The sequence below is a fragment of the Cupriavidus basilensis OR16 genome (assembly GCF_000243095.1).
In the GTDB taxonomy this organism is placed as follows: Bacteria; Pseudomonadota; Gammaproteobacteria; order Burkholderiales; family Burkholderiaceae; genus Cupriavidus; species Cupriavidus basilensis_D.
On the sequence record NZ_AHJE01000114.1, the window covers coordinates 1 to 14,799 of the forward strand.

At 66.5% G+C, this 14,799-nt stretch carries 12 protein-coding genes and 3 pseudogenes; 11 read left to right on the plus strand and 4 right to left on the minus strand.

Annotated elements, in window-relative coordinates:
- The first annotated feature begins 12 nt into the window (after positions 1-12).
- Positions 13-815: pseudogene (locus tag OR16_RS32870) on the plus strand (ferritin-like domain-containing protein).
- On the opposite strand, the gene OR16_RS32875 reads toward OR16_RS32870, so the two are convergent.
- The gene (locus tag OR16_RS32875) at positions 809-1,168 is read right to left on the minus strand and encodes a hypothetical protein (protein WP_006163121.1); all 360 of its coding nucleotides are present in this window, start codon (positions 1,166-1,168) and stop codon (positions 809-811) included. The pseudogene OR16_RS32870 and the gene OR16_RS32875 overlap by 7 nt on opposite strands.
- 421 nt (positions 1,169-1,589) lie before the next feature.
- Complete coding sequence (locus OR16_RS32880; RefSeq protein WP_006163122.1) at positions 1,590-3,323, minus strand: acyl-CoA synthetase; 1,734 nt, start codon at positions 3,321-3,323, stop codon at positions 1,590-1,592.
- Positions 3,324-3,492: 169 nt separating this feature from the next.
- On the opposite strand from OR16_RS32880, the gene OR16_RS32885 reads away from it, so the two are divergent.
- On the plus strand, positions 3,493-4,377 hold the full coding sequence (locus tag OR16_RS32885; protein WP_043422082.1) for an alpha/beta fold hydrolase: 885 nt from the start codon (positions 3,493-3,495) through the stop codon (positions 4,375-4,377).
- Positions 4,378-4,404: 27 nt separating this feature from the next.
- On the opposite strand, the gene OR16_RS32890 is transcribed toward OR16_RS32885, so the two are convergent.
- Entirely contained in the window at positions 4,405-5,331 is a 927-nt protein-coding gene (locus tag OR16_RS32890; protein ID WP_423739704.1) for an NAD(P)/FAD-dependent oxidoreductase, read from the minus strand.
- A 385-nt stretch (positions 5,332-5,716) separates the two neighbouring features.
- On the opposite strand from OR16_RS32890, the pseudogene OR16_RS32895 reads away from it, so the two are divergent.
- From OR16_RS32895 to OR16_RS32930, 8 genes and pseudogenes are all read left to right on the plus strand, one after another.
- Positions 5,717-6,561, plus strand: a pseudogene (locus OR16_RS32895) (3',5'-nucleoside bisphosphate phosphatase).
- A 141-nt stretch (positions 6,562-6,702) separates the two neighbouring features.
- A complete protein-coding gene (locus OR16_RS32900; protein WP_006163126.1) occupies positions 6,703-7,326 on the plus strand; it encodes an L-threonylcarbamoyladenylate synthase in 624 nt (207 codons plus the stop codon).
- Between the two features lie 48 nt (positions 7,327-7,374).
- A pseudogene (locus OR16_RS32905) lies at positions 7,375-7,969 on the plus strand (site-2 protease family protein).
- Between the two features lie 82 nt (positions 7,970-8,051).
- Positions 8,052-9,254 (plus strand): tryptophan--tRNA ligase, encoded by a 1,203-nt coding sequence (locus tag OR16_RS32910; RefSeq protein ID WP_006163128.1) that lies wholly within the window; start codon positions 8,052-8,054, stop codon positions 9,252-9,254.
- Positions 9,251-9,847: a class I SAM-dependent methyltransferase gene (locus tag OR16_RS32915; protein ID WP_006163129.1), complete on the plus strand. Its 597-nt coding sequence runs from the start codon at positions 9,251-9,253 to the stop codon at positions 9,845-9,847. The genes OR16_RS32910 and OR16_RS32915 overlap by 4 nt, the downstream gene beginning before the upstream one ends.
- A gap of 150 nt (positions 9,848-9,997) precedes the next feature.
- Entirely contained in the window at positions 9,998-10,882 is an 885-nt protein-coding gene (gene dapA / locus OR16_RS32920) for a 4-hydroxy-tetrahydrodipicolinate synthase (RefSeq protein ID WP_006163130.1), read from the plus strand.
- Positions 10,883-10,927: 45 nt separating this feature from the next.
- Entirely contained in the window at positions 10,928-12,142 is a 1,215-nt protein-coding gene (bamC, locus tag OR16_RS32925) for an outer membrane protein assembly factor BamC (RefSeq protein WP_043422083.1), read from the plus strand.
- 79 nt (positions 12,143-12,221) lie between these two features.
- Entirely contained in the window at positions 12,222-13,010 is a 789-nt protein-coding gene (locus OR16_RS32930; RefSeq protein WP_006163132.1) for an MBL fold metallo-hydrolase, read from the plus strand.
- Positions 13,011-13,172: 162 nt separating this feature from the next.
- On the opposite strand, the gene OR16_RS32935 is transcribed toward OR16_RS32930, so the two are convergent.
- On the minus strand, positions 13,173-14,381 hold the full coding sequence (locus OR16_RS32935) for a cupin domain-containing protein (RefSeq protein WP_006163133.1): 1,209 nt from the start codon (positions 14,379-14,381) through the stop codon (positions 13,173-13,175).
- On the opposite strand from OR16_RS32935, the gene OR16_RS32940 reads away from it, so the two are divergent.
- The gene (locus tag OR16_RS32940; RefSeq protein ID WP_043422086.1) at positions 14,366-14,782 is read left to right on the plus strand and encodes an FKBP-type peptidyl-prolyl cis-trans isomerase; all 417 of its coding nucleotides are present in this window, start codon (positions 14,366-14,368) and stop codon (positions 14,780-14,782) included. The two genes, OR16_RS32935 and OR16_RS32940, sit on opposite strands and share 16 nt — an antisense overlap.
- Positions 14,783-14,799 lie beyond the last annotated feature (17 nt).

The window sequence follows — 14,799 nt, forward strand, 5'->3', positions numbered from 1 at the left end:
GCTTCCCTATCCTTGCGCCGCCAGGCGCTCGCCATCCTGTGCCTGAACGACGCCAGCCAGAAGGCCACCGCCACGCGCTGGATGCGGCAGGCGCTCGCCGCCGCGACGCCGCAGGCGCTCGGCATCGATGAGTCGATCCTGGCCGAGCTGCCGGTGCCGGGCCGGCCGCCCTGCCTGAACTGGTGCCGCCGCAACGGGTCGAGCGGCGGCGCTCCATCCATACGCCGGCCGGCCGCGTGGCGCTGGTCCATGCGCTTGCCCATATCGAGTTCAATGCCATCAACCTGGCGCTGGATGCGATCTGGCGCTTTGGCGGGATGCCGCCGGCCTTCTACCTGGACTGGCTGCGCGTGGCCGACGAAGAGGCGCTGCACTTCAGCCTGCTGGCGGGGCACCTGGCCACGCTGGACGCGCGCTACGGCGACCTGCCCGCGCACAACAGCCTTTGGGAAATGGCGGACAAGACCGCGGGCGACGTGCTGGCACGCATGGCGCTGGTGCCGCGGACCCTGGAGGCGCGTGGGCTGGACGCCTCGCCGCCGGTGCGGGCCAAGCTGGCCGCGGCCGGCGATCATGATGCCGCCGCCATCATCGACATCATCCTGCGCGATGAGGTTGGCCACGTGGCGATCGGCAACCACTGGTATCGCTGGCTATGCGCGGGCCGTGGCCTCGACCCTGTTGCCACCTACGCCGAGCTCGCCGCGCGCTTCCAGGCGCCGCGCCTGCGCCCGCCATTCAACCTGGCGGCGCGGCGCGCGGCGGGCTTCGACGAGATCGAGTTGGCCCTGCTGGAGGGGCAGGCGGTTCAGTAGTACTCGGTCACCACGACGATGCCTTGCTGGCGGCTGCTGGGACCGCTGCCTTTCACGAACTGCACGGCCTCGACGGATACCCGTGCGGTTTTCAGCATGGCCACCTTGCCAGGCACTGGCGGCAGCACGGCGAACTCCGCGGATAGGTTGCCGCTCGCCGGACAGCTCACCGACGGGCTTCCGCTAGCGCTCATCTGCGTGGCGCAGGACGGTGCCACGATGGCGCCCCGGAACGCGATGATGCCATCCGCGGCCCACGCGGGGACGGATAGCAATGCGCTGGCCAGGACAAGAGGCAGGCGCTTGGCGAGGTCTTGGGCGGCGCAGCGGCCGGTGCGTGCAAACGTGCTCATCGTGATCCCCTGTTCGGCATCGAGTTGAAGCGCGTTGGGAAATTTCCGCGCGCTCTTTGGGAACTTTATTTACAGAAATCAGAAAAAACAATCGAGGTAATCTGATTTTTCCTAAACATGCTTTTGCACTATTCTGTTTAGTTGGATTGGTGATGGCGCGCGCATTCAACGTGGTGGCGCCCACCCACGTGCGGGATCACTCCTGTTCTGATGAGGAGGCCGCTTTGTTCCGTGACTTTTTTATAAGAATATTCTTATAAATTCTTCTGAATTTTGAATGGCAATAGGCGACTCCCGAATCTGGCGTTGCAAGTCCTAGCTAACGTCAGATTCGGCGAATACTTGACCGTCGGGAGGGGGGGCGTCGGGAGGGGCGGGAAGGGGGCGGCGGGCGGCAGCCTGGCGACAGCGCCCGCCAGGGCTACGGGCGCGTAGCGGGTTTGCGCAGGGCTTCCATGTCACGCAGCTGGCGGCGCTGGATCTTGCCGGTGGTGGTCATTGGCAACTGCTCGATGAACTCGATGGCCTTGGGATACTCATATGGCGCGAGCTGGCCGCGCACATGCTGCTGCAGCTCTGCGACCAGCGCAGCGTCGGCCTGCGCCGATCGCGTGACCGAGGGCACCAGCACGATGAACGCCTTGACCACCGCGCCGCGCTCCGGGTCCGGCGAGGGCACCACCGCGCAGTTCGATACAGCGGGATGCTTGAGCAGGCAGTTCTCGATCTCGCTTGGCCCGATGCGGTAGCCGGAGGATTTGAAGACATCGTCTGCGCGCCCCTGGTACCACAGGTAGCCGTCGTCGTCGATGCGCGCCAGGTCGCCCGTGCGGCACCAGCGCAGGCCGTCGCGTTCCAGGTACTTGCCCGCGGTGGCGGCTTCGCCGCGCCAGTAGCCCAGGAAGAAGACGGGATCGGGGTGGCCGTGGACGTCGGTGCTGCACACGGCCACCTCGCCGTCCTCGCCCGGTGCACAGGGCATGCCCTCATCGTCGATCACGGCGACGCGATGGCCAGGGTAGGGCCGGCCCATCGAGCCCGGACGCGCCGGCCAGCCCAGCTGAGCATCGTCGTTCTGCGCGGTACAGTTACCCACGATGTAGTTGATCTCGGTCTGGCCGAACATCTCGTTGACGACCACGCCGAGCGCGTCGCGGCACCAGGCGAACACGGTTTCCCCCACGGCTTCGCCAGCGCTCATCAACGCGCGCAGGTGCAACTGGTAGTGCTCGCGCGGCGCGGGGCAGGTCTTCATCATCTGCTTGAGCGCGGTGGGAAACAGGAAGGTATTGGTGACGCGATAACGCTCCATCAGCGCAAAGGCGGTTTGCGCGGAGAACCTGCCCTGGTAGCCCACGATGGTCTTGCCGAAATACAGCGTGGGCATCAGCGCATCCCACAGCCCGCCGGTCCAGGCCCAGTCCGCCGGGCTCCAGAACACGTCGCCGTCCTGGGGAAACCAGTTCTGCGAACAGACGAAACCGGTCAGGTTGCCGATCAGCGCGCGGTGCGGGATCAGGGCGCCCTTGGGCGGCCCGGTGGTGCCGCTGGTGTAGATCAGCACCGCTGCCTCGTCGGCCTTGGTCGCGACCGCGGTGAACGCCGGCAGCTCCGCGGCGAGCAGCGCATCCCAATCGTGCTCCGCGCGGCCCACGGCAGTGCCGACGCCGATCATCGTGGCCAGCGCCGGGCACTCCGTGCGCGCGGCCAGCACGTTGTCAATCGAGGATTCGTCGGCAATCGCCACGCACGCTTCGCTGTGCTGGAGGCGGTACGCCAGGGCTTCCGGGCCGAACAGCATCGACAACGGCATGGCGATGGCGCCGAGCTGGTAGATCGCCATATGCGCAATCACCGTCTCGATGCGCTGCGGCATGACGATGCCCACGCGGTCGCCCCGCGCCACGCCCAGCGTGCGCAACGCCCGGGAGAGGCGATCGGCCTCGGCCTGGATGAAGGCGTAGCTGTAGCTGGCGCGGCGCCCGTCCTCGTGCTCGGTGTGGACCGCGATGCGATCCATGGTGGCGGGGTCGCGTGCCCAGCGGCCGCAGCATGCGTCGGCCAGGTTGAAGTGCTCGGGCACATGCCACTGGAATTGCGCGTAGAGCGCGGGATAGTCGTCGCGCCGGCTGGCTGGCAGGGCGGATGCGGCCATGGTGGGTCTCCTGGTGTGCGCTCGCTTTGCGTGCGCGACGGGCCGGGATGCGGTCCGGGCCGGCTTGCCGCTATAATCCGCAAACGAACGATCGTTCTATTTTTATGGCTTCCCCGTTGTCGCGGGTGAAAGCGTCCACGATCAGGGAAAAGGCACCCGGGGAGACACCATGACAATAAGAGAAACCTCGCGCTCGGAATTTATCACGTTGCGCGGCCTTAACATGCACGTGCGCCACTGGGGCGAACCTGGCGCGCCTACCTTGTTCTTGCTGCACGGCTGGATGGACGTGGCAGCCTCGTTCCAGTTCATGGTGGACGCGCTCGAACGCGACTGGCATGTGATCGCGCCGGACTGGCGCGGCTTTGGCCAGACCGACTGGCCCACGCGCTATCCCGGCACCGAGTCCTACTGGTTTCCTGACTATGTCGCGGATCTCGAGGCCGTGCTCGACCACTACCAGCCGGATGCGCCGGTGAACCTGGTGGGGCATAGCATGGGTGCCAACGTGGCCTGCTTCTATGCCGGCATCCGCCCCGAGCGGGTGCGCCGGGTGGTCGACCTGGAAGGGTTTGGCATGACGGGCACGCGCGCCGAGCAAGCGCCTGGGCGCTATGCGCGCTGGCTGGATGCGTTGCGCGAGCGCCAGCCGTTGCGATCCTATGACAGCGTGGGGGCGGTGGCCGCGCGTTTGCAGAAGACCAATCCGCGCTTGCCCGACGACCGCGCCGCCTTCCTGGCCGAGCATTGGTCAGCGCGGAACGCGCAGGGCCGTTGGGAGATCCTGGGCGATGCGGCCCACAAGATGGTCAACCCGGTGCTGTACCGGCTCGACGAGGTGATGGCGATCTGGGCCGAGGCCACCGCGCCGGTGCTGCATGTGGAAGCGCGCGATTCGCAGACGCTCAGCCACATCGCAAAGGATCAGCCGCTGGAGGAGTTCAAGCTGCGTTTCAAGGCGTTCCGCGATTTCCGCGAGGCCATTGTCGATGACGCCGGCCATATGCTGCATCACGACCAGCCGCGGGTGGTTGCCGGCTCGTTCTGCGCCTGACGCCGCGGACGGTGCGCGCCGTCGCGCTCAGGCGTGCGTCAGTTTTTCCTTGAGCGTGGCGTTGTTGCTCGTGTGCACATGGACCAGCGCCTTTTCGGGGTGGGCATAGTGATATGCGCGCCGCAGGGCCAGCGCAGCCTCGTGGAAGCCCGACAGGATGAGTTTTTGCTTGTTGGGGTAGAAGGCGATGTCGCCCGCGGCGAAGATTGCGCGACGGGACGTCTCGTAGGCGGTGGTATCCACCACAATGCGCCCGGCGCGCATGTCGAGATCCCATTGGGCGATCGGGCCGGGCTCGGAGACCAGGCCGTACAGCGCCACGAGTTCGTCGGCGGGCAGGCTGACGACGTCGTCGCGGGTACGGATGTCGACGCCGGCCAGGGTGTCGCCCTCGGTCTTGAGCGCGCCCAGCATGCCGACCACGAAGTCCATCTCGCCGGCGGCCACGGCCGCGTGCATCTCGGCCACCGAGCCGTCGGCCGCGCGAAAGCCCTCCCGGCGATGCAGCAGCGTGACGCGTGCGGCCGTAGTGCGCAGCGCCAGCGCCCAGTCCAGGGCGGAGTCTCCGCCGCCGGCCACTACCACGCGCTTGCCGGCGAAGCGCGCGGTATCGCGCACAGCGTAGTGCAGGTGGCGGTCTTCCAGCGCGGCGGCCTCGGGCAGCGCCACGCGCTGCGGGGCGAAGGCGCCGGCGCCGGAGCAGACCAGCACCGCGGCCACGTCGAAGCGCTTGCCGGTGTCGGTGGTGACCAGCAGGCGGTGCGGGTGCTCATGCTGGGCTATGGCGTGCGCCTCGGCCGGGATTTCGGCCAAGCCGTTGGCGCGCTCGTTGAAATGCATGGGAAACGCGAACGGCGCGCATTGCTCGAGCAAGCGGTCGACCAGGTCCTGCGCCAGGCAGCCGGGCACCGCCGGGATGTCGTAGATCGGTTTTCCGGATAGAGCTCGGTGCACTGGCCGCCGGCGCGGTCCAGCACGTCGATGAGCTCGCACTTCAGCCCCAGCACGCCGGCCTGGAAAGCGGCGAACAACCGACCGGGCCGGCGCCGACGATCAGCACATCGGTGCGGATCATGTCGGCCGGGGGGGTTGGGGGGGGGGGGCGGGCGTGGCGGAAGCAGGGACTTGGGTCGGCATGGCTTGGCAGGCGGCGCGCGCGGCGGCGCCCGGCGGGAGGATCGTCAGGCCCCAACTATACCGCGCGGGGCTTGGCCGGCCGCCTACGCCAGCGTTGGCGGCAGGGCTATCGCGCGGATGTGTGGGCCAGCCCACGTGGTGCGCATGGGTACGGGATTAAGGTGGATTTAACGCGGATTTAACGCAAGAGTAGAATAGACGCATGCAAAATTCACACGCAATCAACGCGGATCTGCATTGCCATTCCACGGTGTCCGACGGCATGTTGTCCCCCGAGGATGTCGCCGCGCGCGCGCACGCAGCGGCGTGGCGTACTGGGCGCTGACGGACCATGACGAGGTCAAGGGCCAGGCCAGGGCGCGAGCCGCAGCCGAGGCGCTTGGCATGCGCTACGTGCCTGGGGTGGAGATCTCGGTGACGTGGGCTGGCCAGACCGTGCATATCGTTGGCTTGCAGATCGACCCGGACTGCCAGGCGCTGGTGGACGGCCTGGCCGCCACGCGCTCGGGGCGCGCCGCCAGGGCGCAAGACATCGGCGAGGCGCTGGCCACGATCGGCATCGAGGGCGCCTATGAGGGCGCGCTGCGCCATGTCGGCAATCCCGACCTGATTTCCCGCACCCATTTCGCGCGCTGGCTGGTGGAGCAAGGGCGCTGCCAGTCCATCGGCGAGGTGTTCGACGACTACCTCGGTGAAGGCTGCCCGGGCTATGTTGGCCACCGCTGGGCCAGGCTGGCCGATGCGATCGGCTGGATCCGGGCCGCCGGCGGCATTCCGGTGATGGCCCACCCCGGGCGCTACAACTACACGCAACTCCAGCACGACGCGCTGTTCGACGAGTTCAAGCAACTCGGCGGGGCTGCGGTCGAGGTGGTCACCGGCAGCCATACGCCGGATCAGTACCGCCAGTATGCCAATGTCGCGCATCACTACGGCCTGCTGGCCTCGCGCGGCTCGGACTTCCATGGGCCCGGCGAGGGGCGGATCGAGCTGGGCTCGCTGCCGCCGCTGCCGTCGTCGGTCACGCCGGTCTGGCATGACTGGTAAGCCGCGCTGTCAAACGGCTGCCCGGCGTCCACGCCGCCCGAACCCGCCATGCGCTCCCTTCGCTTTTCCCCATCGCAGGACTGGCCCGGAGTGCGCGCGGCGTTCGCGCCCATTCCGCGGCTGGTTGCCCCAGGCCCGCACATGTCCCAATACTTCGAGATTCATCCGCTCAACCCGCAATCCCGGCTGATCAAGCAGGCCGCGCAGATCATCGGCCAGGGCGGGCTCATTGCCTTGCCCACCGACTCCAGCTATGCGCTGGCCTGCCGGCTCGACGACAAGGCCGCGGTGGAGCGGCTGCGCCGCCTGCGCGGGATCGACGACAAGCACCATCTGACGCTGATGTGCAGCGACTTGTCCGAGCTCGGCAACTTCGCGCGGGTGGACAACCGGCAGTACCGCTGGCTCAAGGGGGCCACGCCCGGGCCCTACGTCTTCATCCTCGAGGCCACCAAGGAAGTGCCGCGCCGGCTCTCGCATCCCGCCCGCAAGACCATCGGCGTGCGGGTGCCCGACCACCCCATCCCGCTGGCGCTGCTGGCCGAAGTGGGCGAGCCGCTGATTTCCGCCACCCTGCAACTGCCGGGCGACGAAGCGCCGCTCAACGAGCCGGAGGTGATCCGCACCCGGCTGGAGAAGCTGCTGGAGCTGGTGATCTGCGGCGGCGCCGCGCCGGCGCAGCCAACCACGGTGATCGACCTGACCGCCGGCGAGCCCGAGCTGGTGCGGCAGGGGCGCGGCGATATCGAACGTTTCGGACTCTGATTGCCACCGAACAGTCGCTTTGCCGCGGCCCCGGTACAATAGCGACCCATGGATTCTTCCCTGATACAGACCCTAGCGGTCTACGCCCTGCCGGTCCTGTTCGCCATCACGCTGCATGAGGCCGCGCACGGCTACGTGGCCAAGCTGTTTGGCGACAACACGGCCTACTCGATGGGCCGCGTCAGCCTCAATCCGGCGCGCCATATCGATCCCATCGGCACCATCGCGGTGCCGCTGCTGCTCTATTTCATGACCAGCGGCCAGTTCGTCTTCGGTTACGCCAAGCCGGTGCCGGTCGCCTTCGACCACCTGCGCAATCCGCGCTGGCACGGCATGTGGGTGGCCCTGGCGGGCCCGGGCAGCAATGTGCTGCAGGCCTTCCTGTGGGCGCTGGTGGCGGTCGGCCTGGTGGTGGCCAGGGTGCAGGAGCCGTTCTTCACCCAGATGGCGCAGGCCGGCGTGCTGGTCAACCTGGTGATGGCTGCGTTCAACCTGTTCGCGCATCGAGCCCTATGGCATCTTCGTGGTGCTGGCGCTGGTGGCGGCTGGCGTGATCACCAAGGTGTGGATGCAGCCGGTGATGGGGGCGCTCAGGAGCCTGGTGCTGCTGATGCTGCAACCCATCCTGGCGCTGGTGCAGTAAGCCGCGCCGCCGCCGCGCCGCCGCCGTCCATGCCGGCGCCGACGCCGAATACGAGTACCGATTCCCACAAATACAGATAGACATGTTCCCCGATCGCGTTCTTTCCGGCATGCGGCCTACTGGCGCGCTGCACCTGGGCCACTATCACGGCGTGCTCAAGAACTGGGTCCGGCTCCAGGCCGAATATCCCTGCTTCTTCTTCGTGGCCGACTGGCACGCGCTCACCACGCACTACGAATCGCCGGAAGTGATCGGCGAATCCGTGTGGGAGATGCTGATCGACTGGCTTGCCGCCGGCGTCGATCCCGAGCGCGCCACGCTGTTTATCCAGAGCCGCGTGCCCGAGCATGCCGAACTGTTCCTGCTGCTGTCGATGGGTACGCCGCTGGCCTGGCTGGAGCGGGTGCCGACCTATAAGGACCAGATCGAGAAGCTCAAGGACAAGGATCTCTCCACCTACGGCTTTCTCGGTTATCCGCTGCTGCAGGCCGCCGACATCCTGATCTACCGCGCCGGCCGCGTGCCGGTGGGCGAAGACCAGGTGCCGCACGTGGAGGTCACGCGCGAGATCGCGCGCCGCTTCAACTATCTGTACGGCCGCCAGCCGGACTTCGAGGCGCAGGCGCAGGAGGCCGCCAAGAAGCTGGGCGGCAAGCGCACCAAGGCTTATCTGGAGCTGCGCCGCGCCTATCACGAACAGGTCAAGGCCGAGGCGCTGGAAGAGGGCGGCGCGCTGGTGGCGCAGTCACAGAGCCTGGCCGCGGAAGACCGTGAGTTGCTGCTGGGCTACCTGGGCGGCTCGCGCAAGACCATCCTGGTCGAGCCGCAGGCGCTGCTGACCACGGCATCGCGCATGCCCGGGCTGGATGGCCAGAAGATGTCGAAGTCCTATGGCAATACCATCCGCATGCGCGAGGACAAGGCATCGGTGGAAAAGAAGGTGCGCACCATGCCGACCGATCCGGCCCGCGTGCGCCGCACCGATGCCGGCGACCCGGCGCGTTGCCCGGTGTGGCAACTGCATCAGGTCTACACGGATGCGCCCACCCGCGAGTGGGTCGACCAGGGCTGCCGCAGCGCCGGCATCGGCTGCATCGAATGCAAGCAGCCGGTGATCGAGGGCATCCTGCGCGAGCAGCAGCCCATGCTGGAACGGGCGCAAAAATATCTGGACGATCCTGCGCTGCTGCGCGCCATCGCCGACCACGGTTGCGACCAGGCCCGCCGGGTGGCGCGCGAGACGATGCGCGACGTGCGCGCCGTCATGGGCCTGGGGTACCGATGAACACAGCGGCGGGCATCGCCCACGCGCCGCTGGGCGCGCCGTCGCCATGGGTGATGCGCTGGGCGCACCTGGTGCGCCCGGGCGGCCGGGTGCTCGACCTGGCTTGCGGCAGCGGTCGCCATGCCACCTGGTTCGCGCGCCGCGGCCATGCGGTGCTGGGTGTGGACCGTGATGCGGCGGCATTGGCTGCGCTGGCGGCGTTGCCCGATGGCGTCGCTACGCGCCTGGCCGACCTGGAGCAGGGCACGTGGCCGCTTGCGGATGAGCCGGGTTTCGACGCGATCGTGGTGACAAATTACCTGCACAGGCCTCTTTGGCCGCATTTGTTCGGTGCGCTTGCGCCGGGCGGCGTGCTCCTTTACGAAACCTTCGCGGCCGGCAACGAGACCGTGGGCAAGCCTTCGAACCCGGATTTCCTGCTCCGGCCGGGCGAACTGCTGGATGCCGTGCACGGCATCTTGCGTGTGGCCGGCTACGAAGATGGTATGCTGGAAGTGCCTAAAGCTGCCTTTGTGCAGCGTATTTGCGCGATTCGCGAAGATATAGGCAAATCGGGCGGCGGAGCGCCGCCGCGGTATCCTTTGCCGGGCTGAAGTGCGGCCCCGGTTATTTGCAGGCCCGGTCGGCGAGACCTGGGCTTCACGCGTTGAACTGCCTTGGGTTTTCCCCGGTCGAAGGTGCGGTCGGAAGGCCTGAGGTATCCGGTACAATCGCGGTATTCGTTTCTCGAATTCTCAAACGTTATGACACAGATTAACGGCAGCATCGTCGCTATCGTGACGCCGATGCAGGAAGATGGCAGCCTGGATTTCCCCGCGCTGCGCGCCCTGGTCGACTGGCACGTGGCCGAGGGCACCGATGGCATCGTGATCGTCGGCACCACCGGCGAGTCGCCCACGGTGAACGTGGATGAGCATTGCGAGCTGATCCGCGTCGCGGTGGAGCAGGCCGACAAGCGCATCCCGATCATCGCCGGCACCGGCGGCAACTCGACCAAGGAGGCGATCGAGCTGACCGCGTTTGCCAAGCAGGTCGGCGCCGATGCGTCGCTGCAGGTGGTGCCCTACTACAACAAGCCGACCCAGGAAGGCATGTACCGCCATTTCCGCACGATCGCGGAAGCGGTGGAACTGCCTGTCGTGCTGTACAACGTGCCGGGCCGTACCGTGGCCGACATGCAGCACGACACCATCCTGCGCCTGGCGCAGGTGCCGGGCATCATCGGCGTCAAGGAAGCGACCGGTAACATCGACCGCGCCGCGCAACTGATCAAGGATGCGCCGCAGGGCTTCTCCATCTACAGTGGCGACGATCCCACGGCGATTGCCCTGATGCTGCTGGGTGGCCATGGCAATATCTCCGTCACGGCCAACGTGGCGCCGCGCAAGATGCACGAATTGTGCGTGGCTGCCCTGAAGGGCGACGCGATTACCGCGCGTCGCATCCATATGGAACTGGTTGCGCTGAACAAGGCGATGTTCGTCGAGGCCAACCCGATTCCCGTCAAGTGGGCGCTCCAGCAAATGGGCAGAATGCAGGGTGGCATCCGCCTCCCGCTCACTCCGCTGTCACCGGAATACCACGATGTGGTGCGCAAGGCGCTGTCGGCGGCCGGCCTGCTCGGCTGATCGCACGGTGTTTTGCCGTCATCCCTCAACTAGGATTGCGTGTCAATGAAACTCAAGCTTAACCGCCACGGTGCAACGCAAGTTGGCCGTGCCGCCCTGGTCTTGCCCGTGCTAGTGGCAAGCGCGATGTCCGGTTGCAGCAGCATCAATGACGCGATGGCGCCCGACAAGATCGACTACAAGTCCGCCGCCAAGCGCACCTCCACGCTGGACGTGCCGCCGGACCTGACCAAGATCGAAGGCGATCGCCGCTACTCCGTGCCCGATCAGAACGGCACGTCGACCCTGTCGACCTACAACCAGTCGAACAAGGTCGTGCAGCAGCAGGTGGGCACCGAGAACGTGCTGCCCTCCACGCAAGGCATCCGCATGGAGCGCGATGGCAACCAGCGCTGGCTGGTGATCAGCAACGGCATGCCGGCGGACAAGCTGTGGCAGTCGATGCGTGAATTCTGGCAGGAGAGCGGTTTCCTGCTGGTGCAGGACTCGCCCGAGACCGGCATCATGGAAACCGACTGGGCCGAGAACCGCGCCAAGATCCCGCAGGATTTCATCCGCAACACGATCGGCAAGGTCTTCGATGGCTTGTACTCGACCTCCGAGCGCGACAAGTTCCGCTCGCGCGTGGAGCGTTCGCAGAACGGCAACCTGGAAGTCTTCATCAGCCACCGCGGCGCGCAGGAGCAGTTGACCGGCCTCGACAAGTCGACCACGACCTGGACGCCGCGCCCCTCCGATCCTGAGCTGGAAGCCGAGTTCCTTTCGCGCTTCGCGCAGCGCCTGGGCGTGCAGAAGGAGCAGGCCGACCGCATGGCCAAGAACCCCGCCACGCCGGGAGCCGCCGCTGCTGGCGCGACGGCGGCAGCCGCCAAGGGGGCAGCATCCAGCGCCAATGCCAATCTGACCCAGGTCAATGGCAGCCAGGCACTGCAGTTGTCCGAGCCGTTCGACCGCGCCTGGCGCTCGGTCGGGCTGGCGCTGGACCGCGTGAATTTCACGGTGGAAGACCGGGACCGCGCGCAGGGCCTGTACTACGTGCGCTATGTCGACCCGCGCGACACCGTGGACAATCGTGGCTTCTTCTCCAAGCTGTTCACCAAGACCGGCACCGAGGAGAGCAAGAAGGCCAAGAAGTATCGCGTGGCGCTCAAGGGTGACGGCACCGGCACGACCGTGACGGTGCAGAACGATGCGGGCCAGCCGGAAAGCACCGAAGTCGGCAAACGCATTCTTTCGCTGCTCGACGAGCAACTGCGCTGACCGGCGTGCGGGCCACGCAATTCAGCCCGCGGCGCTCTGCCGCGGGGTGGCCTGCCAAGCCGCCAGGGGAGGCCGGCGCATGATGCGCTTTGCCTTCCTCGGTAGCGGTAGCGAGGGCAATTCCCTGTTGATCGAGTCGCAAGAGGGCACCACCACGACCAGGGTGTTGCTCGATTGCGGCTTTGGCATTCGCGAAACCGCGCGGCGGTTGGGGCGGCTCGGCGTCACGCCGGACCAGCTCGATGCCGTGCTGGTCACCCATGAGCACGGCGACCATGTCGGCTCGGCCTACGCCTTTGCCTCTCGTCACGACTTGCCGGTGCACACCAGCCACGGTACCTGGCTTGCCACGTCGCACATGCGCGGGGCGGACAAGGCCGATGTACGCGTGTGTGGTGCCGACCATCCGCTGGTGATCGGCGGCCTCCACATCCTCCCGTACACCGTGCCGCACGATGCGCGCGAGCCATTGCAGTTCGTGCTCAGTGACGGCGACGCCCGCCTGGGCGTGCTGACCGACGCCGGCATGGAGACGCCTTACGTCACTGCGCGGCTGGCTGGGGTGCATGCGCTGGTGCTGGAGTGCAACCATGATCGCGAGATGCTGCGCAATTCCGCCTACCCATATTCGCTGAAGCGGCGCATCGGTGGCGACTTTGGCCACCTTGCCAATGAAGTCGCGGCTGGCATCCTGGCGCGCGTGGCGCATGCGGGGCTGCAACGCGTGGTGGCTGCGCACCTGAGCCAGCAGAACAATACCCGGGAGCTGGCTACCCAGGCACTGGCAAGCGTGCTGGGCGTGTCGCCCGGCGACATCCTGGTGGCGGACCAGCACGATGGACTGGACTGGCAGCCGGTCAAGGCCTGAGGCGAGGCGGGCAACGCGCCGGCGAAACCTGCGGACGTAAAAGCGACAGACGTAAAAAAGAACAAATGCAGTGGTACACAGTACTAGCCAGCCGGTGATTATATCCGCGTTTTCCCGGCTTGTGTAGCGCTGTCTTTTCCTGTTTTTGGTTGTTACGGATTATTACAGCGAAGCGGGCCCAAATTGCAGCCAGCCCTCCAGCGCCCAGTGATGGAAAGTCTCCATCAGATCGGGCAGATCCGCGCAGGCAGCCACTTCCGCGGCGCTCAGGCAGCGCTGGTCCGCCAGCAGGCGCAGCCAGCGCGCCAGCGCCGAAGGCGGCTCGTAGGCTTCGCCATTGATAAAGAAATGCGTGCGGTCATACAACGCGATGGATCCCGGCGCAAGTACGACGCCATGAGAGAGGGCGAGTTTGTTGTATTTCTTCAGCGTGATTTCGGATATTTCCGCAAACTCCACGCTGGGCTTGGGCTCGGACAGATGCGTACCCAGAAACTCCGAAACCATGCTACCCGACCAACGGAGGGCACTCAGTTTTTCGGTCACCGCCCGCACCATCTGGGCCGGCAGCTGGGCTGGATGTGCCGTTGCCGGCTCGCCGGCATCCGCGTAGCGCCCGCTCAAATCCTCGTTGTCCTCGACCGTTTCCGACAGCCAGGCCAGGAAGTGCCCAGCCAGTTCGCGGTAGGCCGGTGCGCGATAGCCGATCGAATACGTCATGCATTCGCCCTCGGCCACGCCGTCGTGGGCGTACTGAGGTGGCAGGTAAAGCATATCGCCTGGCTCGAGCACCCATTCCTCTTCGGCCGTGAAGTCCGACAGGATCTTGAGCGGCAGGTCCGGGACCAGGTCGAGCCTGGTCTGCGACGAGATGCGCCAGCGCCGCCGGCCCGATACTTGCAGCAGAAAAACGTCGTAGGAATCGAAGTGCGGGCCCACGCCGCCGCCGTCGGTGGCGTAGCTGACCATCAGGTCGTCCAGGCGCGCATCCGGGGCGAAGCGGAATTGCCCCAGCAAGTCCGCGGCTGCACTATCGTGGAGGTTAACGCCCTGCACCAGCAGCGACCATTGGCGGGTCTTCAGGGGGGGCAGGTTATCGGCGGCAAAGGGGCCTTGTTCGAGCTTCCAGCGGTTGCGAAAGTGCGACACCAGGCGCGACTCGACGTCGTCACGGTCGGCCAGTTCGAAAAGCGACTCGCGCGATACCGGCGGCACGATTCCCGGTACGGCTTGTCGAATCAGCAGGGGTTTGCGGTGCCAGATATCGCGCATGAAAGCGGCTGGCGTCATGCCACCCAGGAGGGTGAGCGGCGCGTCAGGATCGACGGGGCCGGGGGGCAAGGCCTGCGCGTATAATGCGGAATCGTTCATGGAGTCAAGAATTGAAAATCGCTAAGAACACGGTGGTATCCGTGGTGCTCGAGCCCGAGGAAGCCTTCGGCGATTACGACGCCGACATGGTCAAGGTAGAGCCGCGCGACCGTTTCCCCGAGCCGCTGGAAGTCGGCATGCAGTTTGAAGGCGTGCCCGAAGACGGCGACGACGAAGACTCGATCATCTACACCGTGACCGACGTGGCCGAAGACAAGGTCGTGCTGGATGGCAACCACCCGCTGGCCGGCATGGCACTGCGCTTCTGGTTGCAGGTAGCGGAAGTGCGCGAAGCCACGGCCGACGAAGTACAGCATGGCCATGCGCACGGCGCCTCGGGCATCGAAGTCGTGGACGAGGATGAGGACGACGAAGGCGACAGCAGCCGCACCTTGCACTGAGTGCGAGACGCGCGCGA

Coding starts and splice junctions, on each gene's coding strand:
- OR16_RS32935 (WP_006163133.1), bottom strand. CDS start 14,381: ATGAACGATTCCGCATTATACGCGCAGGCCTTGCCCCCCGGCCCCGTC.
- OR16_RS32885 (WP_043422082.1), top strand. CDS start 3,493: ATGACAATAAGAGAAACCTCGCGCTCGGAATTTATCACGTTGCGCGGC.
- OR16_RS32900 (WP_006163126.1), top strand. CDS start 6,703: ATGTCCCAATACTTCGAGATTCATCCGCTCAACCCGCAATCCCGGCTG.
- dapA (WP_006163130.1), top strand. CDS start 9,998: ATGACACAGATTAACGGCAGCATCGTCGCTATCGTGACGCCGATGCAG.
- bamC (WP_043422083.1), top strand. CDS start 10,928: ATGAAACTCAAGCTTAACCGCCACGGTGCAACGCAAGTTGGCCGTGCC.
- OR16_RS32880 (WP_006163122.1), bottom strand. CDS start 3,323: ATGGCCGCATCCGCCCTGCCAGCCAGCCGGCGCGACGACTATCCCGCG.
- OR16_RS32930 (WP_006163132.1), top strand. CDS start 12,222: ATGATGCGCTTTGCCTTCCTCGGTAGCGGTAGCGAGGGCAATTCCCTG.
- OR16_RS32915 (WP_006163129.1), top strand. CDS start 9,251: ATGAACACAGCGGCGGGCATCGCCCACGCGCCGCTGGGCGCGCCGTCG.
- OR16_RS32940 (WP_043422086.1), top strand. CDS start 14,366: ATGCGGAATCGTTCATGGAGTCAAGAATTGAAAATCGCTAAGAACACG.
- OR16_RS32875 (WP_006163121.1), bottom strand. CDS start 1,168: ATGAGCACGTTTGCACGCACCGGCCGCTGCGCCGCCCAAGACCTCGCC.
- OR16_RS32910 (WP_006163128.1), top strand. CDS start 8,052: ATGTTCCCCGATCGCGTTCTTTCCGGCATGCGGCCTACTGGCGCGCTG.